Below are 23,681 nucleotides of genomic sequence, written 5' to 3'. Positions count from 1 at the left end.
AAAATGTAACAAATCTTCTCCTGGACCGTCACATTACTAACCAATCAAAACATAGATTCTTTGGAAACAATTCTCACCATTAACAATCTTACCAAGAAATTTGGAAGCCTTGTTGCCGTCAATGACCTCTCCTTTACCATAGAAAAAGGGAATGTATACGGAATTCTAGGCCCTAACGGAAGTGGAAAATCAACTACCTTAGGAATCGTACTTAATGTAGTTAATAAAACTTCGGGAAACTTTACCTGGTTTGATGGGAGCACTTCTACCCACCAGGCATTAAAACGTGTAGGCGCCATAATTGAACGTCCAAATTTTTATCCGTACATGTCTGCAGTACAAAATCTAAATCTGGTTTGTAAAATCAAAGGAGTTTCTAATGACAAAGTTGAAGAAAAATTAGAACTAGTTGGGTTACTGGATAGAAAAGAAAGTAAATTTCGAGCGTATTCATTAGGGATGAAACAACGTTTGGCCATTGCTTCGGCATTGTTAAACGATCCGGAGATTTTAATTCTAGATGAACCTACCAATGGGTTGGACCCGCAAGGGATTCATCAAATACGTGAGATCATTAAAACAATTGCAGCCCAGGGAACTACAATTTTGCTTGCCTCTCACCTTCTCGATGAGGTTGAAAAAGTATGCAGCCATGTAGTCATTTTAAGAAAAGGGATTAGTTTATACAGTGGTCCTGTAGAAGGTATGAATGCTAGTCATGGTTTCTTTACGTTAAAAAGTAATGATATGGTGACGCTTCAGGCGGCGCTGGAAGGTCACAAAGCATTTGGGTTGATTAAAACTGAAAATGAAGCGGTAGTTGGATACCTCAACGACCCTTTGGATGCTTCAGAATTAAACAAGTACCTTTTTGAAAAAGGAATCTCACTTTCACACCTCGTGAAACGTAAAGAAAGCCTTGAAGAACAATTCCTTGAACTTACCAAAAACACCTAGCCGCATGTTACGATTACTCAATATAGAATTTCAGAAATTACGATATAGCAGATCTGCAAAGGTCTTGACCATAACCTATTTTGTCCTAATTTGTTTAATATCACTTATCGCTTCGTACGAGTTCGATTTTGGACAAATTAACTTTCGGATTGCAGACCAAGGAATTTTTAACTTTCCATTTATCTGGCATTTTAATAGCTGGTTTGCGGCTTGGTTAAAAATTTTCTTAGCCATTGTTATCGTTTCAATGGTTTCTAATGAATACAGCTACAAAACATTAAAGCAAAACCTCATCGACGGATTGAGCAAAAAAGAATTTTTAGCTTCAAAAGTACTTACCGTCGTATTTTTCTCTATTCTGTCAACAGTATTTCTTTTTATTGTATCCATCATTCTTGGGAGTATCTTTTCAGACTATACAGAACTCTCAATTGTGTTTAGTGACATGGAATATCTGCTTGCCTATTTCATAAAACTATTGGGCTTTTTTAGCTTCTGTTTATTTTTGGGTGTTCTAGTAAAACGTTCTGCTTTCGCTTTAGGTTTTCTCGGGTTGTGGCAAATCATTGAAGGAATCTTTGCTATTATTTTTAGTTATTTAGACTATAAAAAAGGGACAGAGCTGGGTGATCAAGTAATGCAATTCTTTCCATTAGCGTCCATGAGCAACCTTATCAAAGAACCAATTACAAGATTAGGTGCTATACAGTCTGTAGCTAGTCAAATAGGTGGCGAAGAATTTACAAAGGATTATGGCCTACATTGGTACCAAGTTGCTATTGTATTGGTTTGGACCGCGTTGTTTATCTACTGGTCGTACGCTTTATTAAAAAGAAGAGATCTATAGAAAATTCAAAAAAGGAATTAATTATTCTGTATATTTAGAATATTAATTCCCTGCAATGCCACGCATTCATACCTGTATTGGACTTCTTTTATTTCTTTACGCAAATCTTTGTGTAGCTCAAGATGTTGAACTATTTAGACAACTCAATGGTCGTTATGACTATCTTTCCTTCGGAAACACTTTAAATCCTGAAGAAAATGGAGGTCAGGGCGGAAATTGTGAAATCCTCTCGCAAAGTAGTGCTGCGTTTACTCTAGAAAACAATCAGCAAGTAATTGCAGCTTATTTGTATTGGTCGGGTTCTGGCACTGGAGATTTTGAAGTAGCACTTAACGGAACGCCTATTACATCAGAACGTGAATTTGCATTTTCTTATACGGCAAACAATGGAGTTAGCTATGATTTTTTTGCTGCACAGGCAGACATTACCTCTTTTTTAGCATCTAATGGAAATGGTACCTATACCCTTTCAGAATTAGACTTACTTGAAGCCATACAACCTTTTTGTCAAAGCAATGGAGGAAGCGCTACCAATTATGGAGGCTGGGCAGTTACTGTTGTTTACGAGGACGAGACACTACCGCTCAATCAAATCAACATTTTTGAAGGATTAGAGACAGTTTTTAGCAGCAATCCTGCCATAGCAATTACTCTTGAAAATCTTAATGTACTTGACAATGCAGGGGCAAAAATAGGATTTCTGGCCTGGGAAGGTGATGCAACTATTGCCAATAACGAAACACTTCGCATTAACGGAAGCATTTTGAGTAACGATCCTCTAAATCCTGCCAATAATGCTTTTAACGGCACTAATAGTTTTACAAACTCGAACGAGTTGTATAATATGGATATCGATTTTTATAGTATTGAAAACAATATTCAGCCGGGAGATACCAGTGCGGTGATCGAACTTACTTCGAATCAGGATCTGGTAATGATCAACCAAATAATTACTGTTTTAAATGTAGAACTGCCAGATGCTACCATTACTATAGATACTGCTCAAGGAGGGACCGAGTGTGGAAATAGAGACATTCTCCTAGACTATACTGTTCTCAATATAAATAGTACAGATGTACTTCCTGCCAATATACCCATTGCCTTTTATGCAAACAATACACTTGTAGGACAAGCTATAACTACGCAAGAGCTTGCGATTAACGAACAAGAAAGCGGAAGCATCAATGTTTCTATTCCTCCAGCGATTCCAGCTGATTTTACTCTTACTGCTGCTGTTGATGACGATGGAAACGGCAACAGCACTGTTTTGGAATTGAATGAACTCAATAATGAAACTAGGGTTGATTTTCATTTGTTGGTTTTTCCTGAGGTTATCGGACTTCAAAATTTGGAAGTTTGTGATGCTGTTGGTACCGAATTTTTTAATCTTACGGAAGCCACACTGCAGATTGATCCTGTAAATATACTTTCATATTATACTTCGGAAAGTGATGCGCAAAATGGTATGAATCCGATTACTACCCCCGAAGCTTTTGAGAATACACAGAATCCTCAAACCCTATTTATTCGGGTTTCAAATCCGGACTGCTTCGTCATCGATAGCTTCACAGTAGAGGTTATTATTTGCCCACTACCCGATGCTACCATTGAAATTACAAATAACCTCAACGCCTGCAGAGAGCGGGATCTTACTGTAAATTACATTGTTTTTAACTCACTAGGAACGCTAGCATTACCTGCAGGAACTCCCATTGCTTTTTATGTGAATGGAACGCTAGTCGCACAATCACAGACCCAATCTGAAATTGCTATTGGTGCTTCTGAAAATGGCAGTATTGAAATTACGTTAGCGCCTACAGTACCCGACAATTTTACGTTACTGGTTGTTGTGGACGATACCGGATTTGGAATGGGCATTGTGGAAGAATTAAACGAATTCAATAACACCTTTCAGGTTTCTGAAGCATTTATGAGTATTCCCCCAATAGGTATGATACCATTATTGACCGAATGTGACGAAGGCTTTGATACAGCCACTTTTGATTTAACCGAACAAGACGATGAAATAGCTACATCTGCTGGAGACACAATTACGTATTTCCTTTCTGAAGAAGATGCCAACACAAATTCAAATCCGATTTTAGACCCGGGACAATTTACAAACACCAGTGACCCACAAACGATTTATGTACGTCTGGAAAACGAAATCTGTTTTGACACAAGTGCATTTCAGATTACCACAGAAAATTGTCCGCCATTTATTCCTGAAGGATTTTCGCCTAATAATGATACTATCAATGACGAATTTGAGATCTCTGGATTGCTCAATGTATTTACAGATTTCAATTTAAAAATTTACAGTCGGAAAGGAAACTTATTATACGAAGGTGGAAATGAGGAAGGCTTCTGGAACGGAGTTCCTAATACCGGATTATTGCATGGCGAAGGCCTAGTTCCTGTGGGTACGTATTATTATGTGTTGGTGTTAAATGACCCGCAATTTACGGAAGCCTATGTAGGGTTTGTGTATATAAATTACTAAGAATACACACTATTACTAAGGAGTTTACGTTTTTAAAGTAACCACTTTAAATTTTGAATATGAAACTTCTAGCAACAGTATGTGCTTTGGTATTTCTATGCGCTCATCCACCTATTCACAACACACCGACTTATGAACTTTCCGAAGCAATCAACAAAGGCATGGTCACAGTAGAAGTAAAAAAAACACCTGAAAGCACGCACTATTTTGAACCACTTTCGATTACGGTTACAAATCTGACTTCCAAGAAAATTAATATTACCATTCCAAATGGACAACTATTTGTTTCAACAGATCCAGAAGTGCAAGATATTATTACCACAGAAGCCAATGACCTTATCGTTACAAATACTCCTGTGACTAAGGCAATTCAAGGAATGTGTGTTCAATCAAATAACAGAGCTCCTAGAGATGAAGATACCTATTCGGCGGGCAAAGTTGCTTCAGGAAATTTATTAAAACTTACTCAGGAAATTGAACAGACCAAAAGCTTTAATAGCATAGCCCAACATGCAATATGGGCAATTACAGATAATCACTCTGTCGAAGATATTTATAGTTTGGATGATGAAAATAATACAGGCACTCATTTTCAAAGTTTTACTAGAGAAGTTCTGGGTGTTTCTACTCAAGAAAAAATTAGAAGTATACCTGCTACAGATAAGCCTAAGAGAACTATGGGTGGCACTTTCACCTATTACTTTTCACAGCCTTCGTCTGTAAGTATCGCAATTTTCAATGATAAAAATGTAGTGGTAAGAGAATTATTCCAAGAATCACAGAAAAAAGCCGGGGAACATAATTTTGACTTTCAATTTGATGCTTCAGACTTTCCCGAAGATTTATATTTTGTGAAATTAATCATTAATGACAGGGTCAAAATCAACAAAAGACTTATTCGGAAAACATAATACGCAACCTCTCTTCACAAGGGTATCTTTTCATAAACAATTAAGTATGACAACCACCAATCGGACAAAAGATACAAAGAACCTACTATCATTACTAGCAAGTGCTATAGTGTTTGCTTTGCTTTTAGGTTTTATAGATGAAGGTTATTACAACTTTAATTTTTTAAAAGATCCTGGGAGTATCATCGCACTTCTTATTTATGGAACTTTCATTTTTTTGTGCCAATATCTCGTATATGGGCTGTTTTTTAAAAAAGCACATTTTAAAGGAAAACTATTAGTAAGTATCTTTTTTGGAATCATGTTAGGACTTGTACTAGCATTGTTATTTTTCTTTTCATTTAAATACTGGGCTAGTTAAATTAAACCTATTAATTTTTGTTAAACTCATTAGATTTCCAAGAAGGTTTTGATAGTTTTGCCGAGCTATTGAATTTAGAAGATTGAAAGGTTTCCCACTTTATATTATTTTAATTTTTTTACTGAGTCTCTTCAGTACTGTTTCTGCACAAAACATTCAAGTAAACACCAATTTTACACCCCAGCAACTTATTGAGGATGTGCTTATAAACAGTGGTTGTATTTCAGATATACAGGTTACGAATGTCGTAGGAGGCCAATTTGCAGACGGCAATCTTAGCTATGGATATTTTAATGCTGGCGGAAGTAGTTTCCCGTTTCAGGAAGGATTGGTATTAAGCACCGGAAAGCTACAAAATGTCCCGGGCCCCAATGCGACCTTGAGTGATGATGATGCTCCAAACTGGACAGGAGACATAGATCTCGAGATGGCTCTGCAAATAAGCAATACAACCAATGCTACCATTATCGAATTCGATTTTACTCCTAATGCAGATAATATTAGGTTTCGCTATATTTTTGCCAGTGAAGAATATCAAGAGGGCAACCCTAACACCTGTCGATTTAGTGATGCATTTGCGTTCTTAATTAGACCTGCTAGTGGTGGCACTTACGAAAATATTGCATTAATTCCAGACACCACCACACCTGTATTGGTAACCACTGTACATCCAGAAATTCCAGGTGGCTGTCCAGCGATTAACGAAACCTACTTTGGAAGCTTTAACGATGCAAATGCTCCTATTAATTTTAACGGACAAACGACCATTCTAGCTGCGGAAAGTCCCGTAATTCCCAACCAGCCGTACCATATAAAGCTGGTATTGGCAGATGAAGAAAATTTCAGATTTGACTCGGCTGTATTCTTGGAAGGAAGTAGTTTTACGATCAGTGCCGATTTAGGAAACGACCGAAGCTTCGTCACCAACACCCCTTTATGTGATCAGGAAATGATTACGCTGGATGCGACACCTCCTAATTCTGTTCCTAACGGTTACAGATGGTTTAAGGATGGAGTTTTATTACCTTCAGAAATGATGGCGACACTGGATGTTAGTATGCCAGGTAACTATACTGTTGAAATTGACTATGGAATGGGTTGTCTTGCTACAGATACTATTTTAATTGAATATTCACCTCCAGTCGTTACAAATAATACAACACTTTTTCAATGTGAAGAAATTGAAGACGGTTTTGCAATTTTTAATTTGTTTGATGCTACTGAAGCTATTACCAATAATGACAACTCGTTGCAAATCGTGAACTTTTTTGAACGTCGTGTGGATGCCGAAACTAATTTTGATCCGATTACAAATCCGAGTGAATATGAAAACCCAACGGTGAATCAAATCGTCTATGCTCGTGTCATCAATCCCTTTAATTGCTTTGATATCGCTTCCGTTATTTTAAGGACAACAGACAATACCTTTGCTCCTTATACCCTTGTAGAATGCTCTGAGGATGACGCAATGAACTTTGCAACCTTCGACCTTTCAGAAGTAACCACACAAATACAAATGGATATTCTGCCTGACCTTACTGTGACTTATCATGAATCGTATATGGATGCTGGAAATGGACAAAATAATATCTCTGAAACTTTCAGAAATCAAATTCCACAACAGCAAACAATTTTTGCGCGAATTGAAGGAATGAGTGGTTGCCAAGGAATTGCAGAAGTGAGTTTAAACGTCGTTCCTACACCACAATTTGAGCCCCAATCCACCCAGTTTTATTGCCTAAATACTTTCCCTGAAACGATTACACTTTCTGCAGATATTATTGGCGATCCAGACGATTATACTTATGAATGGTCAACAGGAGAAACGACTGCAACCATTGAAATTAATGAACCAGACACCTACACAGTGACAGCTTTTTTTACGGAAATTATTAATGGTGAAACGTACACATGTGAAGCGACCAACACAATCGATGTGGTAGAATCTGAGTTGGCTCAAATAGACGTTGTAGTGACACCTAAGTACCATAATGAAAGCTCTATCACAGTAACAACACAAGGCGCAGGAGATTACGAATATTCACTAGATCCTGATTTGTTTTATCAGGATAATAACACTTTTGAGAATGTATTGGGTGGAGTGTATACGGTGTTTGTTCGCGATAAAAATGGCTGCGGAATAGTTTCAGAAACGGTATATGTTTTAGATTTCCCACGCGTGGTGACACCCAATAATGATGGTTTTCATGATACATGGCAGGTGGTAGGTGTCAACACCTTTAATTTACAAATTCAGCGAGTGGAGATTTTTGATCGCTACGGAAAATTGCTAAAAGTAATTTCACCTACCTCAATTGGATGGGATGGCACCTATAATGGAAATCCATTACCATCCAACGATTATTGGTTTGTGGCTCACTTTTTTGAAGGAGGCACTTATAAAAGTCACTTTACACTGAAGCGATAATTTTATTCCTCTTCTGTGCTATCCTCGTTGATCTTAGGAAGGTCTTTATCACTCCTTTTAACTTTTTCACCATATCCTGCTCTATCATTCGATTCGGGTACTTTTTTTGGATTTTCTTTTGAAGGACTTTCGTTTGATGATTTTTTACTATTTGGAGCTGAATTTGGTTCTCCCGGATAATCCTGATTTTCAATTTGCTGCTCGTTTTTTTTGTCTTTATCAAGCATGGGTGTTTTCTTAGTCATAATCTTTAAATTTTATTAAAGATAGTGTTTGTTACTTTATTTTGAATTCCCCTTAACATGGTCTTTGGAGTTATTTTACGCAACTTTAACAGCTCCCCAAGAGTCAAAAATGCTGCTTCCTTTTTGTATCTTTGCTTGTCTATGAAATTCAAAATTAAATCAGATTTTAAACCTACCGGAGATCAGCCAACCGCTATCAAATCATTGGTGGAAGGGATTGAAGCTTCAGAAAAATTCCAGACTCTCCTTGGAGTAACCGGAAGTGGTAAAACTTTTACCGTGGCCAATGTGGTGGAGCATGTTCAGAAACCGACTTTGGTATTAGCCCACAATAAAACATTAGCTGCTCAATTGTATTCTGAGTTTAAAAACCTATTTCCAGATAATGCGGTTGAATATTTTGTTTCCTATTATGATTATTACCAGCCAGAAGCATTTATTCCTTCCAGCGGAACCTACATAGAAAAAGATCTTTCTATTAATGAAGAGATTGAAAAAATGCGACTGAGTACGACTTCTTCTTTACTTTCGGGGAGGCGTGATGTACTAGTGGTAGCTTCAGTTTCCTGTTTGTATGGTATTGGAAATCCTGTAGAGTTTCAGAAGAATGTAATCTCACTTCAAAAAGGACAAATCATTGCTCGAACAAAACTGCTTCATCAATTGGTGCAGGCATTGTATGCACGGACTGAAGCTGAATTTAGTCACGGACGTTTCAGAATAAAAGGAGATACGGTAGATGTGTTTCCTGGATATGCTGATAACGCGTTCCGAATTCACTTTTTTGGAGATGAGATTGAAGAAATTGAGGCATTTAATCCGCAAAACAATGAAGTAGTAGAAAAATATGACCGTCTGAATATCTATCCGGCCAATATGTTTGTGACTTCGCCAGATGTTTTACAAGGAGCCATTAAGGAGATACAGACGGATTTGGTAAAACAGGTAGACTACTTTAAAGAAATAGGAAAACACCTCGAAGCAAAGCGCCTGCATGAACGTACTGAATTTGATCTGGAAATGATCCGTGAATTAGGCTATTGCAGCGGAATTGAAAATTATTCTCGCTATCTCGACGGAAGATTACCCGGCACCAGACCTTTCTGTCTGCTGGACTTTTTCCCAGATGATTATTTAATGATCGTAGATGAAAGTCATGTATCCATTCCGCAAGTGGGTGCAATGTATGGTGGTGACAGATCCCGAAAGGAAAATCTGGTGGAATACGGTTTTAGATTACCGGCGGCCATGGACAATAGGCCTTTAAAATTTGAAGAATTTGAAGCGATGCAAAATCAAGTGATCTATGTGAGCGCAACTCCCGCCGATTATGAATTGGAAAAAAGTGGCGGTGTCTATGTAGAGCAAATTATACGACCTACAGGATTATTGGATCCTCCAATTGAAGTACGTCCAAGTTTGAATCAGATAGATGATTTACTGGAGGAAATGCAGCAACGGATTGAAAAAGATGAGCGCGTTTTAGTGACCACCTTGACAAAACGCATGGCGGAAGAATTAGTTAAATACTTAACTCGTGTACAAGTACGCTGCCGCTATATTCACAGTGATGTTGATACCTTGGAGCGTGTAGAAATCATGCAAGATCTGCGATTAGGATTATTTGATGTGCTCGTTGGTGTTAACCTATTACGTGAGGGGCTGGATCTGCCTGAAGTTTCATTAGTGGCTATTTTGGATGCCGACAAAGAAGGATTTTTACGTAGTAACAGATCATTAACTCAGACTGTAGGTCGTGCCGCTCGTAACCTGAATGGAAAAGCAATAATGTATGCCGATAAAATCACCAAAAGCATGCAGGAAACGATTGATGGTACTGAGTACAGACGCGCCAAGCAAATTGCATATAACAAAGAAAACAATATTACTCCTACTGCCATTAAAAAATCTTTTGACAATGCGCTTACAAAATCAAAAGCACAAGCATACACTTTTGAAACTGCGGAAAGTCTTGCGGCCGAACCAACAGAACCAGAATATTTGACAAAAGCGCAAATTGAAAAGCGTATTCGTGATACTCGGAAAGCGATGGAAAAGTCTGCTATGGAATTAGACTTTATGATGGCAGCGAAATTACGTGATAAAATTAAAATGCTTCAGAAAGATCTGGAAACTGTACAATAGGCTATCTTTTATCATCGCCTTAACAGAATTAAAACTCAATTTTTGTATTTTGATTTTCTATGATATCTACCAGATCCAGCAATATTGAAACGAAAATCATTCCGAAGTCCATACAGAAAGAAGCACTAAAAGCCCTTTCTTATTTCCCAGAATTGGCAGATTGTAAAATTACGTTTCAGTTTAAGGATAACATTAAGAAATCGACGATGCAGGCGCAACCTACCTGGGGAAGTTTTTTTGGTTCTCGTGACAATAGAGCGTATATTATATTAATAAGTCGGAAAATTCAAATTGATAAGGAAGAGCTATCCATTGATGAGATCCCAAGTGACGTAATGATTGGCTGGTTGGGTCACGAGCTGGGTCATGTAATGGACTATAGGAATAGATCTGCTTTTGGGATGCTTATTTTTGGCGCAAAGTATTTGTTTTCGCATGCGCATATTCAGGAAGTTGAACGTGCAGCCGATACTTTTGCAATTCTTCACGGAATGGGTGAATATATTTTAAAAACAAAAAATTTTATTTTAGATCACGCTTCCATTTCAGAACGATACAAAGCCAAGCTTCGAAAATTATATATGTCACCTGAAGAAGTGATGCATCTCATCAATGAACACAATTAAAAAAAGCAAAGCGTATTTCTACCCTACTCATTTTTTAATTCTTTTACAAATGCTTCCCACTCTTTAAACTTCTCTTCCTTCATTACCCGCTCCATTTTAACTTGTCCTCCTTTTTTCTTATTCTTTCCACTCCATTCATGAAAAACAGAAGGAGAAACAACTGTAACTTTAACACCTTTTAGCGCTTTGCTACGTGCTACTTTATAATTTTTATTTGCCGATTTCAAAGCGTTGTCAAGCGCTTCAGCGAGGGTTTCTTCGTCAATAGCACCTTCAGTTCCTAAATACCAATGATGGTAAAAATCATCTTTTATTTTAACTGCAGCCAATGTAAATTCTGGGATTTCAATATCGAATTCCTGTTCCAATTCACGCAAAGCCACATCCATTTTATTTACTGAAAGCTGCGAACCAACCACATTTAAAAAGAATTTGGTTCTTCCTGTAATTTTAATTTCGGCTTTTTCTACGTCGGTAAATGCAATGGTATCGCCAATTAGATAGCGCCAGGCTCCAGAAACTGTACTCATAACCAATACATAATCTTGGTCTTTTTCAACTTCAGCAATAGAAATTACTGGAGCATCCTGTTTAAGCGATCCGTCTTCATTAATATAATCTGGTTTAAAAGGAACAAATTCAAAATAAATTCCATTGTCTGTAACCAATTTCATTGCCGTGGTATCTGGTCTCTGCTGGTAGGCGATAAATCCTTCGGAAGCCAGATACGTATCAATAACAGTAACAGGTTTTGACAATAATTTTTTAAAACTTTTTTCGTAGGGTTGAAAGGCCACTCCTCCACTTGTATAGACTTGTAAATTTGGCCAGACATCGTGAATCGTTTCGGCATTGTGATATTTGATCACTTCTTTCAGCATTAATTCCATCCATGACGGAATTCCACTTAAGGCTCCAATGTCCCATTCTTTAGCACGCTCAGCAATGGTTTGTACGCGTGTATCCCAATCATCAATCTTGGCTATTTCTTCGCCAGGTTTATAATATCCTTGAAACCAGAAGGGTATATTGCTCGCAGAGATTCCGCTTATTTCTCCCTCCAGAAATTCGTCTCTTTTGGTTAAATCGGTTGAACTACCTAACATCATAATTTCTTTCTCAAAAAAGTCGGCTGGTAGATCAAAATTGGACAATGCTCCAACTTGCTTTATTCCCGTATTTCGAATTGCATCTATCATTTCATCTGTTACAGGAATACGCTTACTCGTTTTTCCAGTGGTTCCACTACTCAATGCAAAATAAGATGGTTTCCCTGGCCAAGTAATATCTTCAAGCCCCTCTTCTACCCGATTCCACCATTGAGATCGCATTTTATGATAATCAAAAAACGGAACTGTTTTAGCAAAGGAAGTTGTTACATGTTCGCTTTCCAGAATTTTCTTAAAACCGTAATACTTTCCGAAGGCAGTATTTTTAGCAGTTTCTAATAATTTTTTTAGGACTTCTTCTTGTGCTTCAATTGGAGTTGTTTCAGAAACCAGTGCATCACGCACGTCAATTGCATTTTTAATAATAGACCCTAAGATTGCCATAGTAATTTGTTAGATAGTAAAGATAGCAGGATGCTAGAAATTGTACTTTATGTTTAAAGTAAGTTTAACGATTTTAAAGCGATGTTCATTATTGTATCTTTGTGCTATGAGCCATCACCCCGATTCCATTAGAATTAATAAAGCCATTAGTGATAGTGGTTTTTGTTCCCGAAGACAAGCCGACAAATTTATTGAAGAAGGCAAGGTCACTATTAACGGAACGAAAGTTACTTTGGGAGACCGTGCGATGCCAAATGATACAATCCATGTTGACGGAAAGCTAATTTCTGAAAATACTACACTCGTTTATATCATGCTAAATAAACCGGTGGGCATAACCTGTACAACAGATACGCGTATCGAAGGAAATGTAGTAGATTTTATTGGACACGAAGAACGCATTTTTCATGTTGGGAGACTTGACAAACCCAGTGAAGGTTTGTTATTAATGACAAATGATGGCGATATTGTAAATAAGATTTTACGTGCTGGAAACAAACATGAAAAAGAATACATCGTCACCGTAGATAGACCCATTACTAAAGATTTTATAAACCGAATGAGCAGCGGAATTCCTCTTGCTGAATTGGAAACCACTACAAAAAGATGTGAAGTAGAACAGATAAGCCGGTTTGTGTTTAGAATTGTTTTAATCCAAGGATTGAACAGACAAATACGCAGAATGTGTGAATATCTGGGATACGAGGTGGTTGAATTGAAACGAATTCGTATTATGAATTTACTTTTAGGAGAACTTCCAATAGGTAAGTGGAGAGACCTCACCGAAAAAGAGTTGGAGGAATTAAAAAATAGTGTTGAAGATAGTGACAATAGTTCGTTTGTAGATAGTGTCACAAAAAAACCTTCTCCTACTAAAGGTAAAAATCCAAAACCACACCGAACGGGAGGTCGCCGCAGAAGAGGTCAAAATTAAGGCACAAAAAAACCTCGCACCGATTGAGTAGCACGAGGTCATTTCAACTAACTAACCAAATTAAATTTCAATTATGAAATCTCAACCATTCTTTTAATTTCTTTCTTTTCTTCTACTTTTTCTAATGAAATTGACAGTATTCCTTGTACATAAGAAGCTTTAATATCTTCTTTATTTATAGTATCTGGCAACGTAAAAGAGCGAGTAAATTTTGAAAAATTAAACTCTTTATGGGTAAATTTAGTGTTTTCTGCTGTTTCAGAAGAATTATTTTCTGAAATATTTTCAGTTTTATAGGAAACACTTAATTGATCTTCTTCAATCGCAACTTCAAAATTCTCTTTTTCTAATCCAGGGGCTGCAACTTCAATGATAAAGTTCGTATTATTTTCTTTAATATTCACTTTTGGACTGCTAAAGTTTTCATAATTAGGCACATCCAATCTATTTTCTAAAAAAAGCTCATCAAAAATTGATGGCAAAAATCCGTTATTTCTTTTTACTAGTTTCATAGTATATTGTTTTTTGTTTTTTTTAATTCTTGCAAAGTATTAAGCAAATAGAATTCCATTGTAAAAAACAAGTCAACTTGTCGTTATTTTTGAGATTATAACTGACCTTTTGTCAATTTTAAGACTTTCTGTTTTTTCAAGCCTCCGAATTTTAGTGAAGAAACAGATTTTAGCAGTACTTTTAGTTTCAGAAAAAGATATTCACGAAGTGATACAGCACTATGAAAAAAATTTACAATAGAATTCGTACTTTTTTTAATGTCATTGAAAGCAAGATTGCTTTTTATCCTTCCTTACTTGCATTTGTAGGATTCAATTTAGCCTTTATCATGGTGTACTTTGAAAAGGGGGGAATTTCTAAAAAAATATTGGAAAACTTTCCGCAATTAATGCTAGAAGACGGAGACACTGCCCTTACAATAATTAGTGCTTGTATTGGTGGTCTTATTTCTATGATGGTGTTTAGTTTTTCTATGGTGATGTTACTACTTAGCCAAGCGTCAAGCAATTTTTCACCACGTCTTTTGCCAGGATTGATTAGTGATAAAAAAAATCAGGTAATTCTTGGAACCTATCTCGCCTCTATTCTCTATATGATTTTTACTTTATTCTCAATTGAACCTGAAGATAAAAAGTATTCACTTCCTGGACTCTCTATCATCATTGGAATTCTCCTCACCATCATATGCCTTGCTGCCTTTATTTACTTTATCCACAATATGTCACAGAGCATTCAGATTAGTAATATACTGGATAACATATTTGAAAAATCCAAAGAACGATTGGATTACATTATTAATAAAGAAAAGGAGATTGACATCAAGAATAATCTACATTTTCCAGGACATACCAATTGGAATCACTATACGACAAATAAAAGCGGGTACTTTCAGAATATATCATTACAAAATGTCATTAATTTTTGTAAAAAGTATGATGTTCATATTTACATAGCAATACCTAAAGGATTTTTCGTATTGCAACATGCTTCGTTTATTTATTCAGATAAAAAATTGGATGATGACATGCGTAAAGAATTGTTTTCCAATTTTAATTTTTCAAGAGGAGAGCTTGTGGAAGACAATTACATTCTTGCTTTTAAACAAATAACCGAAATAGCTGTAAAAGCAATGTCGCCAGGAATAAATGATCCAGGCACTTGTATTAATGCTGTAGATTATTTAACCGAATTATTCGCGCTCCGCATACAAAAAAGCGATAGTGGAGTGATCGTTTCTGAAGGAGAAACACGAATTAAAATTGCGATTGTACCCTTTGCAGATTTACTTTACAATGTAATGGCTTCCTTAAGAACCTACTGCAAACATGATCCCATCATAGTACAAAAAATGGTTTGGATGTTAAGCTATTTAAAGGATAGAGAAGTATTTTCTGAAGATTACACCAAAGCCATAGAAAATGAATTAAAGATCCTTCTTTCTGAAGCCAAAACAGCATTCGACTCCACAGTAGACACTGAGTACATCAAAGATTTTTCGAAAAAAATTTAATTATAATAGGTTTTAAAAATTTTCATCAATTCTTCTGAAGGAATAATACCATCTTCATAATTCACTACTCTATTGATGATTTGATCAAGCACACCCTGACGAATGCCCATTTTTAATCCAAAATTACGAGCAGTAATAACTTCCTGTTCGTGAATTTCATTATCCACATACATCAATAAAATGAGTTTATAAAAATGTGTGATGCGTTCTAACTCCGAAAACAAGGGTTGAGATGGTTGCGGATTTTCAAAGAGTGCATCGACTTCTCGCTTGTGAAAACCCATTCTGTCTGCAAGACGTAATACAAATTCATATTCTGCGTCGGCTACCTTTCCATCTGCTCTAGCCATGACTATTAAATCGCTAATAAGGGCTTGTTTTTTCAGTTCCATTTAGCGAAAATAAAAAAGCTCTGAAGATATTTTCAGAGCTTTCTGTAAAAATTTTAGATGTAAACTATGATAATACTGCCTGTACTTTATCTGCAGCTTCCTGAAATTCGATAGCACTTTGTACATCGAGTCCGCTATTATCAATCAATTCTTTTGCGATATCGGCATTAGTTCCCTGTAGTCGAACAATGATAGGCACATTAATAGTTCCCATATTTTTATACGCATCTACAATTCCTTGAGCTACCCGATCACATCGTACAATTCCGCCAAAAATATTGACCAGAATTGCCTTCACATTAGGATCTTTTAAAATCAAATGAAAAGCAGCTTCCACCCGTTCTGCATCTGCAGTTCCTCCTACATCAAGGAAGTTTGCGGGTTCACCACCAGCTTGTTTAATAAGATCCATGGTTGCCATTGCCAATCCAGCACCGTTTACCATACATCCAACATTCCCATCCAGATCAACATAATTTAATCCTTTTTCACCAGCTTCAACTTCTGTCTGATTTTCTTCACGTTTGTCACGCATGGCTGCATAATCCTTGTGGCGAAACAATGCATTATCATCTAAAGTAACTTTTGCATCTACTGCAATAATCTTATCATCTGATGTTTTTAACACAGGATTTATTTCAAAAAGTGAAGAATCACTGTTTGTGTAGGCTTTGTATAAAGCTGCAACAAACTTTGTCATTTGCTTAAATGCTTGTCCGCTTAACCCTAGATTAAATGCAATCTTACGAGCCTGAAATCCTAGTAGTCCTAAGGCAGGATCAATTTCTTCATGAAAGATCAAATGTGGGGTTTCTTCGGCCACTTTCTCGATATCCATACCTCCTTCGGTAGAATACATGATCATGTTTTTACCTGTTGCACGATTGAGAAGCACACTCATATAGTATTCTTCTGGTTCGTTATCGCCAGGATAGTATACATCTTCGGCAACAAGCACCTGATGTACTTTTTTACCTTCGGCAGATGTTTGAGGGGTAATAAGGTTCATCCCTATAATATCATTTGCAATGCGTTCAACTTCGCCAAGATTTTTAGCAAGTTTAACACCTCCGCCTTTTCCACGACCTCCAGCATGTACCTGTGCTTTAATTACATGCCATCCTGTTCCAGTTTGCTCGGTTAGTTTTTTTGCAGCTTCTACAGCTTCAGCAGGAGTTTGTGCAACGATTCCTCGTTGGATTTCAACACCAAAACTGTTTAATATTTCTTTTCCTTGGTATTCGTGTAAGTTCATACGGGTGTGTTTTCTTTTAAGAACGACAAAAATACTAAATATGAAATAAAAAATCCTGACGAATGCCCGAAGTTTCAGAAAATAGAAATGTATTTCTTAGCTTGAGAATAAAAACTAAAATTTTAAGGTTTTTTTTATGAAGTTTAAGACCTCTGTATTTACTTTTGGTGCCTTAATTTTAATTAACAGCTTCTTGAATAAGAGCACTTAAAACAAGTTACAATGACACACCAAAACCTTTTGACGGTTGCACGGGAGTTCGATAGTCCCGTTTATGTTTATGATTCTAATAAAATCGAATCACAATACAAACGATTAAGCAATGCGTTTAAAGGTGTCAAACAGTTAAAAATTAACTATGCAGTCAAGGCACTTTCAAACATTTCAGTATTAAAACTATTGAATACTCTAGGTGCAGGTCTTGATACTGTTTCTATTCAGGAAGTTCGACTAGGGTTGGAAGCAGGAGCGTCACCAGACCAAATTATTTACACACCCAATGGCGTTTCCTTAGAAGAAATTGAAACAGCTGCCAAATTAGGGGTTCAGATCAATATTGACAATCTTTCGATTTTAGAACAATTTGGAACGAAACATCCAACTATTCCAGTTTGCATTCGTATTAATCCGCATGTTATGGCAGGCGGCAATACAAATATTTCGGTAGGACATATTGATAGTAAGTTTGGTATTTCTATTCACCAATTGCCACATATTAGAAGGATTGTAGAAAATACAGGCATGCATATCAACGGGATTCACATGCATACGGGAAGTGATATTCTTGACATTGATGTGTTTTTATATGCTTCGGAAATCTTATTTGATACAGCGACTCATTTTAAGCATCTTGATTTTATAGATTTTGGGAGCGGATTCAAAGTTCCGTATAAAGAAGGTGATATTGAAACAAACATCGAAGAGTTAGGCAAAAAACTCACAAAGCGTTTTAATGAATTTTGTAAAAGCTATGGCAAAGAACTTACACTTGCCTTTGAGCCAGGTAAATTTTTAGTTAGTGAAGCGGGCTTCTTTCTAGCCAAAGTAAATGTAGTAAAACAGACTACCTCCACAGTTTTTGCACAAGTAGATAGCGGCTTTAACCATTTAATAAGACCCATGTTGTATGGCTCTCAGCACGAAATTGTTAATATTAGCAATCCCAAAGGGCGTGAACGATTTTATAGCGTGGTAGGTTATATTTGCGAGACCGATACGTTTGCAAATAATCGTCGTATTACTGAAATAAGCGAAGGAGATATTTTAGCTTTTAAAAATGCAGGAGCCTATTGTTTCACTATGGCGAGCAACTATAATTCTAGATATCGTCCTGCCGAAATTTTATGGCATAACGATCAAGCACATGTGATTCGAAAACGTGAAACTTTTGAAGACCTCACTCGAAATCAAGTGCTTATTGAGCTGTAAATTTTGTCTCCTTTTAAAAATATTGTGTTAAAAACACCATGATATCAATTTTTAAAGCTACTTTTGCGCTTTATTAATTAATTAAACTATTACAATGAGTAAAGGAACAGTAAAATTCTTCAATGACACTAAAGGATTTGGTTTTATCACTGAAGAAGAAACTAACAAAGAACATTTTGTTCACATTTCTGGATTGATCGACGAGGTTAGAGAAGGCGATGAAGTAGAATTTGATCTTACAGAAGGAAGAAAAGGATTAAACGCGATTAACGTGAAAGTACTATAATATATTACTGAGTAAACTTTTTTTACAAAGCCTTGGCAACTGCCAGGGCTTTTTTTTGCTTTGTATTCTGAAAAATCTTTATATGAAAGCGGATTAGAGTTCTTATTTTATACCTCTAATTTACCAAAGATGGTAAATAACGAACCGGTCATCTATTTTATTCTTGCTGAAGTAGGAGGGTCATTTGAAAATTAGCTACAATTGGTTTACCATTGTTTTAGCGGCTTCAAATTCTGTAACCATTTCTTTCACAATTTGAGCTGCTGGTTTTATGTCATGAATAAGTCCTGCTATTTGACCAATTTCTAATTCTCCCTCTTCTAGATCACCTTCAAACATTCCACGTTTAGCTCTGGCACGACCTAATAGTTTTATAAGATCTTCTTTTGAAGGATTTGTAGTATACAATTGCATTACTTCTTCGAAGAATTTATTCTTTAACATTCTAACAGGAGCGAGCTCTTTAAGTGTTAATTGTGTATCACCTTCTTTAGCATTCACTACCAATTCCTTAAAAGCGCTATGAGCGCTACTTTCTTCCGAAGCTACAAAACGACTTCCTACCTGAACTCCATCTGCACCGAGTACCATTGCAGCCAGCATTCCTTTACCATTTGCAATCCCTCCTGCAGCTATCAATGGAATATTTAACTGCTCCTTCACCATTGGAATCAGTGTAAAAGTGGTGGTTTCTTCACGGCCGTTATGTCCGCCAGCTTCAAAGCCTTCTGCGACTACAGCATCTACACCAGCTTCTTGCGCTTTTAAAGCAAATTTCACACTACTTACGACATGCACTACCGTAACTCCATGTTGTTTTAAATGCTGTGTATAGGATTTAGGATTCCCCGCAGAAGTAAATACTATTTTAACTCCCTCTTCAATAATAATAGTTATAATTTCTTCCAAATTTGGGTAAAGCATGGGCACATTCACTCCAAATGGCTTGTCTGTTGCCTTTTTACACTTACTAATATGTTCTCTTAAAACTTCCGGATACATAGAACCCGCACCTAATAATCCCAATCCGCCAGCATTACTTACAGCACTAGCTAGACGCCAACCACTATTCCATATCATTCCAGCCTGGATAAGCGGGTATTTTATATTGAATAATTTTGTTATGCTATTGTCCACTACTGCTTTACAATTTTAAAGCTATTCGATTTTCCTTCCGAAGAAATTTTTGCGATGTATACACCCGAAGTAATTGCTGAAGTATCTATTCTATTATTTACAGAAGAAATTTCCTTTTCCAAAATTTTTTCACCCAACACATTATAAATTTCAACACTTGCTTTGGATATATTTTCAGGAAATGAAAAATTAACTTCTGTACTGAAAGGATTAGGGTACAATGCAAAGTTTTCTCTTAATAAATATTCATCTATTGCTAAAGCCTGTAACGCATTATACGCTTCCTGAAAATCTGGAATTCCGTACCCCATCTCATCGGTAGGGTTAGTAAATAAGGAGGAAGCTTCTCTTACTAATTGCATGATTTGACCATTGGTAGTTTGTGGTCTAGATTGCCATAAACTTGCAATGGCTCCGGCCATGATAGGAGAACTAAAAGATGTACCATTATTTATGGTTACGTTTCCATTTTCATCAACCACGGCTGCATCTCGACCTTGTGCCATCCCATCTGGTTTGATACGACCATCCACAGTTGGACCTATCGAACTGAAACTGGCAAAATTTTCGTTGGCATCTACTGCTCCTACTGTATATATTCCTATTGCGTCTCCAGGAGTTCCTACAAATGTGAATCCGCCTCCATCATTCCCTGCCGATGTAACACTAAGCATTCCTTTTTCAAAAGAAATATTTGCAGCCCTTGCTCCTATCGTTGTTTGACCATCTAAATCTTCATACGAATGATCATATCTTGAATCTTCAAAATCCTGATACCCTAGGGAGGTATTTGTAACAAAAACGCCTAAGCTATCAGCTCTTTCCAAGGCTTCTAACCAATAAGCTTCTTCGACGGGACTTTCCATACCAGATCTAGAATCTTCAGTAACGTACAAATAATATGTAGATTGTGGTGCAGTTCCTACAAACTGTCCGTCGAGCAATCCGGCTATATCACTAAAAGTTCTGGCTCCATGAGAACCATTACCATCTATACCCGTTTCATTTCTTACAAAATCGTAGGTGTCAATTATTCTGTTTTCTGTTACTGCTGCTGAAAATGCAGGGTTGCTAAACACATTAGGAAAACCACTATCCATAACTGCAATAGGTATTCCCTCTCCTGTAAAATCTTCTTCATGTAAAAAATCTACAGCAAGCATTTCTACTTGATTGGTTGCTGCACCATAATCATAGATGATTCTTGAAGCTGAGGTCTCAAATTCAAATTTATCTTGTGCATCTTCCAACGCTGGTCTTGGAGCATTTAAACTTTTGTCCATATACTCAATATCTGTCACAAAGTCTAAGCTTAATAAATTTGAAATATTTGATTGCGTACCAATGACATACACAGCGTTAAGCCATTTTGACTTTGCAAATACTTCAATACCACCAGAGGCTTCAATTTGGATGATATAATCTTCCGTTACAGGAACATCACGTTCATCGATAGGCGTACCATGCATTTCCTTACGGTCGATGGCAGCTTGTGTCAGAATTGAAATCGGATTTGCTAAACTTTCAGCTACATTCTCTTTGTCTGCAAAATAAACAAGTGCATCCTCCTGTGCTACTACAGGCACACTAATAAAAAATATAAATCCTAGTAATACTCTTTTCATAGGTTTTTAAGATATTACGCCACTTCCCAACAATTCTTCTCCTTGGTACCAGGCCACGAATTGCCCCTCTGTAATGGCAGATTGAGGTGTATCAAATATAACATAAAGTCCGGAGATTGTTTGATGAAGTGTTGCTTTTTCAAGAGATTGCCTATATCGAATTCTTGCCTCTACTTCCATTACTTGATTTTCTTGAAGTTGTAAGTCTTCCCGTACCCAATGCACCTCATCATTTTTCACAAATAATCCTCTTCTGTACAACCCAGGATGCTTTTTTCCTTGACCAGTGTATATTATATTATCATCGACATTTGTTTCAATAACAAAAAGTGGCTCTTTCGTGCCACCAACAGCGAGCCCTTTACGTTGTCCTCTCGTAAAATAATGTGCCCCTTGGTGTTCCCCAACGATCTTACCATCAGTAAGAGAATATTGTTTTTTTTCTGAAAGATAGTGCAAACGCTCAACTTCCGAAGAAAAATTAGTTTTTGTATTTTTATATACCGAAAGATCTCCAGGCACCTCAACGATTACTCCTTTTTTAGGCGCTAATTGTTGTTGCAAAAATTCTGGTAATCGCACTTTCCCAATAAAACATAAACCCTGAGAATCTCTTTTTTCGGCAGTAATTAGATCCTGTTCTTTTGCAATTTTTCTAACCTCTGGCTTTAATAATTCTCCTACAGGGAATAAGGTTTTTTTCAGTTGTTTTTGTGATAATTGACAAAGGAAGTAAGACTGATCTTTATTAGGATCTTTTCCTGCTAATAATTGATAGACTTCTTTTCCACGTACCTCCACAGTTGCTTTTCTACAATAGTGTCCTGTAGCTACATAATCTGCTCCCAGATCCAAAGCAATGTTCATAAACACATCAAATTTGATCTCGCGATTACATAATACATCTGGATTTGGTGTACGTCCCATTTTATATTCATGAAACATATAATCGACAATTCGTTCTTTGTACTGCTCACTTAAATCAACTGTCTGAAAAGGAATCCCCAGCTTTTGAGCGACGAGCATCGCATCATTACTATCTTCGAGCCACGGACATTCATTTGAAATGGTTACTGTATCGTCGTGCCAATTTTTCATAAACAAACCTATCACTTCGTAACCCTGCTCCTGTAAAAGATAGGCAGCAACACTCGAATCGACTCCTCCACTAAGTCCAACAACTACTCGCTTTTTCATATTCATTTCCCTAGATTGGGATCACTTTTAAAAAATTGCTTTCTACGACTTTAGAGTTGCAAAATTACTATAATTAGTCTGAAATTCTGTGTAATTAATAGGTCTTATCAAAAAGAACGCGCCCATTTTTATAAAAGAGCCAAGTGCCAGAATTTTGTCCATCTTTATAATTTCCTTTCATAGTTATATTTCCAGAAGCATCCCTATAGATTGCCGGACCATTTAATTTATTGTTACTAAACGTGAGTTGCTTCAGCACGATGCCCTTTGGAGAGTAAAATAAGCTTTCTCCTTCCTGCACTCCATTTACGAATAGTAATTTTTCTGTAATGGAGCCATCTGGATAGAAAAGTAATTTTTCACCATCCAAAACTCCGTTTTTATAATTTTCTTGCATGATAGGGGTTTCAGATTCTTCGGCATAAAAAATCCAAACTCCCATTTTATTTTTACCATTCATCCTTCCTTCACTCATTAGTTTACCTTCTTTCGAGTAAAATTTGACAGATGCAGTTCCATCTTTAGAAAACTCCTTCACTACTTCAGGCTGATCTTTACAGATTTCGCAGTAAAACTTAAATGTACCTATTTCCTTACCATGATCAAAAGTACCTTCATAGCGAAGTTGCTTGTTTGCATAGTATTTTTTCCATAACCCGTGGCGTTTTCCATTGGAATCCAGTTTATTAATATCATTTTGAGCTGAAAGCGCAAGGGTTCCTACGAACATTCCGAAGAAAAATAAATAGATAGTTTTCATAGACATTATTTTATATACAACGGTGGTGACATCATTCTAGTACCACCGTTTTTAATTGACAAAAAAAA

At 36.6% G+C, this 23,681-nt stretch carries 21 protein-coding genes; 12 read left to right on the top strand and 9 right to left on the bottom strand.

The genetic code is table 11. From position 1 onward, the window contains the following. Positions 1-60: 60 nt before the first annotated feature. From ACFQO1_RS10920 to ACFQO1_RS10895, 6 genes are all read left to right on the top strand, one after another. Positions 61-957: an ABC transporter ATP-binding protein gene (locus tag ACFQO1_RS10920; RefSeq protein WP_380218102.1), complete on the top strand. Its 897-nt coding sequence runs from the start codon at positions 61-63 to the stop codon at positions 955-957. A 4-nt stretch (positions 958-961) separates the two neighbouring features. After that, entirely contained in the window at positions 962-1,804 is an 843-nt protein-coding gene (locus ACFQO1_RS10915; protein ID WP_380218101.1) for an ABC transporter permease, read from the top strand. Between the two features lie 55 nt (positions 1,805-1,859). Continuing rightward, a complete protein-coding gene (locus ACFQO1_RS10910; RefSeq protein ID WP_380218099.1) occupies positions 1,860-4,307 on the top strand; it encodes a T9SS type B sorting domain-containing protein in 2,448 nt (815 codons plus the stop codon). A 59-nt stretch (positions 4,308-4,366) separates the two neighbouring features. Continuing rightward, positions 4,367-5,218 carry a hypothetical protein gene (locus ACFQO1_RS10905; RefSeq protein WP_380218098.1) on the top strand — a complete coding sequence of 284 codons (852 nt, stop codon included), beginning with the start codon at positions 4,367-4,369 and terminating at the stop codon, positions 5,216-5,218. Positions 5,219-5,264: 46 nt separating this feature from the next. Continuing rightward, positions 5,265-5,579 (top strand): hypothetical protein, encoded by a 315-nt coding sequence (locus tag ACFQO1_RS10900; RefSeq protein WP_380218097.1) that lies wholly within the window; start codon positions 5,265-5,267, stop codon positions 5,577-5,579. An 82-nt stretch (positions 5,580-5,661) separates the two neighbouring features. After that, on the top strand, positions 5,662-8,007 hold the full coding sequence (locus ACFQO1_RS10895) for a T9SS type B sorting domain-containing protein (RefSeq protein WP_380218096.1): 2,346 nt from the start codon (positions 5,662-5,664) through the stop codon (positions 8,005-8,007). A gap of 2 nt (positions 8,008-8,009) precedes the next feature. Here the strand turns inward: ACFQO1_RS10895 and ACFQO1_RS10890 are convergent, their stop codons facing one another. Continuing rightward, positions 8,010-8,252, bottom strand: a complete 243-nt coding sequence (locus tag ACFQO1_RS10890) for a hypothetical protein (protein ID WP_380218095.1) — start codon at positions 8,250-8,252, stop codon at positions 8,010-8,012. 141 nt (positions 8,253-8,393) lie between these two features. Here ACFQO1_RS10890 and uvrB point away from each other — a divergent pair, with 141 nt between their 5' ends. Continuing rightward, complete coding sequence (gene uvrB, locus ACFQO1_RS10885; RefSeq protein ID WP_380218094.1) at positions 8,394-10,397, top strand: excinuclease ABC subunit UvrB; 2,004 nt, start codon at positions 8,394-8,396, stop codon at positions 10,395-10,397. Between the two features lie 59 nt (positions 10,398-10,456). Beyond that, positions 10,457-11,023 (top strand): hypothetical protein, encoded by a 567-nt coding sequence (locus ACFQO1_RS10880; RefSeq protein ID WP_380218093.1) that lies wholly within the window; start codon positions 10,457-10,459, stop codon positions 11,021-11,023. Positions 11,024-11,046: 23 nt separating this feature from the next. On the opposite strand, the gene ACFQO1_RS10875 is transcribed toward ACFQO1_RS10880, so the two are convergent. After that, positions 11,047-12,576 (bottom strand): GH3 family acyl-acid amido synthetase, encoded by a 1,530-nt coding sequence (locus ACFQO1_RS10875; RefSeq protein ID WP_380218092.1) that lies wholly within the window; start codon positions 12,574-12,576, stop codon positions 11,047-11,049. Between the two features lie 106 nt (positions 12,577-12,682). Here ACFQO1_RS10875 and rluF point away from each other — a divergent pair, with 106 nt between their 5' ends. Then, complete coding sequence (gene rluF, locus ACFQO1_RS10870) at positions 12,683-13,510, top strand: 23S rRNA pseudouridine(2604) synthase RluF (RefSeq protein WP_380218091.1); 828 nt, start codon at positions 12,683-12,685, stop codon at positions 13,508-13,510. Between the two features lie 71 nt (positions 13,511-13,581). Here rluF and ACFQO1_RS10865 read toward each other — a convergent pair whose 3' ends face one another. After that, entirely contained in the window at positions 13,582-14,022 is a 441-nt protein-coding gene (locus ACFQO1_RS10865; protein ID WP_380218090.1) for an Hsp20/alpha crystallin family protein, read from the bottom strand. A gap of 221 nt (positions 14,023-14,243) precedes the next feature. Here ACFQO1_RS10865 and ACFQO1_RS10860 point away from each other — a divergent pair, with 221 nt between their 5' ends. After that, positions 14,244-15,533, top strand: coding sequence for a DUF2254 domain-containing protein (locus tag ACFQO1_RS10860; RefSeq protein ID WP_380218089.1), 1,290 nt, complete (start codon positions 14,244-14,246; stop codon positions 15,531-15,533). Here the strand turns inward: ACFQO1_RS10860 and ACFQO1_RS10855 are convergent. Further along, positions 15,530-15,925 (bottom strand): tellurite resistance TerB family protein, encoded by a 396-nt coding sequence (locus ACFQO1_RS10855; protein ID WP_380218088.1) that lies wholly within the window; start codon positions 15,923-15,925, stop codon positions 15,530-15,532. The genes ACFQO1_RS10860 and ACFQO1_RS10855 overlap by 4 nt on opposite strands. A gap of 64 nt (positions 15,926-15,989) precedes the next feature. Continuing rightward, positions 15,990-17,180 carry an ADP-forming succinate--CoA ligase subunit beta gene (gene sucC / locus ACFQO1_RS10850; RefSeq protein ID WP_380218087.1) on the bottom strand — a complete coding sequence of 397 codons (1,191 nt, stop codon included), beginning with the start codon at positions 17,178-17,180 and terminating at the stop codon, positions 15,990-15,992. A gap of 222 nt (positions 17,181-17,402) precedes the next feature. Here sucC and lysA point away from each other — a divergent pair, with 222 nt between their 5' ends. Next, positions 17,403-18,608, top strand: a complete 1,206-nt coding sequence (gene lysA / locus ACFQO1_RS10845) for a diaminopimelate decarboxylase (RefSeq protein WP_380218086.1) — start codon at positions 17,403-17,405, stop codon at positions 18,606-18,608. Positions 18,609-18,702: 94 nt separating this feature from the next. After that, a complete protein-coding gene (locus ACFQO1_RS10840) occupies positions 18,703-18,894 on the top strand; it encodes a cold-shock protein (RefSeq protein WP_380218085.1) in 192 nt (63 codons plus the stop codon). A 195-nt stretch (positions 18,895-19,089) separates the two neighbouring features. Here the strand turns inward: ACFQO1_RS10840 and ACFQO1_RS10835 are convergent, their stop codons facing one another. The 4 genes from ACFQO1_RS10835 to ACFQO1_RS10820 form a co-directional block, all read right to left on the bottom strand. Continuing rightward, the gene (locus ACFQO1_RS10835; protein ID WP_380218084.1) at positions 19,090-20,031 is read right to left on the bottom strand and encodes an NAD(P)H-dependent flavin oxidoreductase; all 942 of its coding nucleotides are present in this window, start codon (positions 20,029-20,031) and stop codon (positions 19,090-19,092) included. Continuing rightward, positions 20,031-21,656, bottom strand: a complete 1,626-nt coding sequence (locus ACFQO1_RS10830; protein ID WP_380218083.1) for a S8 family peptidase — start codon at positions 21,654-21,656, stop codon at positions 20,031-20,033. The genes ACFQO1_RS10835 and ACFQO1_RS10830 overlap by 1 nt, the downstream gene beginning before the upstream one ends. A 6-nt stretch (positions 21,657-21,662) precedes the next feature. Beyond that, complete coding sequence (gene mnmA / locus ACFQO1_RS10825; RefSeq protein WP_380218081.1) at positions 21,663-22,853, bottom strand: tRNA 2-thiouridine(34) synthase MnmA; 1,191 nt, start codon at positions 22,851-22,853, stop codon at positions 21,663-21,665. Between the two features lie 94 nt (positions 22,854-22,947). Continuing rightward, a complete protein-coding gene (locus tag ACFQO1_RS10820; RefSeq protein WP_380218080.1) occupies positions 22,948-23,613 on the bottom strand; it encodes a toxin-antitoxin system YwqK family antitoxin in 666 nt (221 codons plus the stop codon). Positions 23,614-23,681: the final 68 nt, after the last annotated feature.

Origin of the sequence: Jejudonia soesokkakensis, from assembly GCF_042664795.1 — a bacterium.
GTDB classification, from domain to species: domain Bacteria; phylum Bacteroidota; class Bacteroidia; order Flavobacteriales; family Flavobacteriaceae; genus Jejudonia; species Jejudonia soesokkakensis.
Note: the sequence above shows the minus strand (reverse complement) of the source record. Positions and strands in the feature narration are given on the sequence as shown.

Excerpts from the sequence above, each read along its gene's own strand:
- ACFQO1_RS10840 (WP_380218085.1), top strand. The coding sequence starts at position 18,703 with ATGAGTAAAGGAACAGTAAAATTCTTCAATGACACTAAAGGATTTGGT.
- sucC (WP_380218087.1), bottom strand. The coding sequence starts at position 17,180 with ATGAACTTACACGAATACCAAGGAAAAGAAATATTAAACAGTTTTGGT.
- ACFQO1_RS10915 (WP_380218101.1), top strand. The coding sequence starts at position 962 with ATGTTACGATTACTCAATATAGAATTTCAGAAATTACGATATAGCAGA.
- lysA (WP_380218086.1), top strand. The coding sequence starts at position 17,403 with ATGACACACCAAAACCTTTTGACGGTTGCACGGGAGTTCGATAGTCCC.
- ACFQO1_RS10890 (WP_380218095.1), bottom strand. The coding sequence starts at position 8,252 with ATGACTAAGAAAACACCCATGCTTGATAAAGACAAAAAAAACGAGCAG.
- ACFQO1_RS10820 (WP_380218080.1), bottom strand. The coding sequence starts at position 23,613 with ATGAAAACTATCTATTTATTTTTCTTCGGAATGTTCGTAGGAACCCTT.
- ACFQO1_RS10830 (WP_380218083.1), bottom strand. The coding sequence starts at position 21,656 with ATGAAAAGAGTATTACTAGGATTTATATTTTTTATTAGTGTGCCTGTA.
- ACFQO1_RS10865 (WP_380218090.1), bottom strand. The coding sequence starts at position 14,022 with ATGAAACTAGTAAAAAGAAATAACGGATTTTTGCCATCAATTTTTGAT.
- rluF (WP_380218091.1), top strand. The coding sequence starts at position 12,683 with ATGAGCCATCACCCCGATTCCATTAGAATTAATAAAGCCATTAGTGAT.
- ACFQO1_RS10910 (WP_380218099.1), top strand. The coding sequence starts at position 1,860 with ATGCCACGCATTCATACCTGTATTGGACTTCTTTTATTTCTTTACGCA.
- uvrB (WP_380218094.1), top strand. The coding sequence starts at position 8,394 with ATGAAATTCAAAATTAAATCAGATTTTAAACCTACCGGAGATCAGCCA.
- mnmA (WP_380218081.1), bottom strand. The coding sequence starts at position 22,853 with ATGAAAAAGCGAGTAGTTGTTGGACTTAGTGGAGGAGTCGATTCGAGT.
- ACFQO1_RS10900 (WP_380218097.1), top strand. The coding sequence starts at position 5,265 with ATGACAACCACCAATCGGACAAAAGATACAAAGAACCTACTATCATTA.
- ACFQO1_RS10880 (WP_380218093.1), top strand. The coding sequence starts at position 10,457 with ATGATATCTACCAGATCCAGCAATATTGAAACGAAAATCATTCCGAAG.
- ACFQO1_RS10875 (WP_380218092.1), bottom strand. The coding sequence starts at position 12,576 with ATGGCAATCTTAGGGTCTATTATTAAAAATGCAATTGACGTGCGTGAT.
- ACFQO1_RS10905 (WP_380218098.1), top strand. The coding sequence starts at position 4,367 with ATGAAACTTCTAGCAACAGTATGTGCTTTGGTATTTCTATGCGCTCAT.
- ACFQO1_RS10860 (WP_380218089.1), top strand. The coding sequence starts at position 14,244 with ATGAAAAAAATTTACAATAGAATTCGTACTTTTTTTAATGTCATTGAA.
- ACFQO1_RS10855 (WP_380218088.1), bottom strand. The coding sequence starts at position 15,925 with ATGGAACTGAAAAAACAAGCCCTTATTAGCGATTTAATAGTCATGGCT.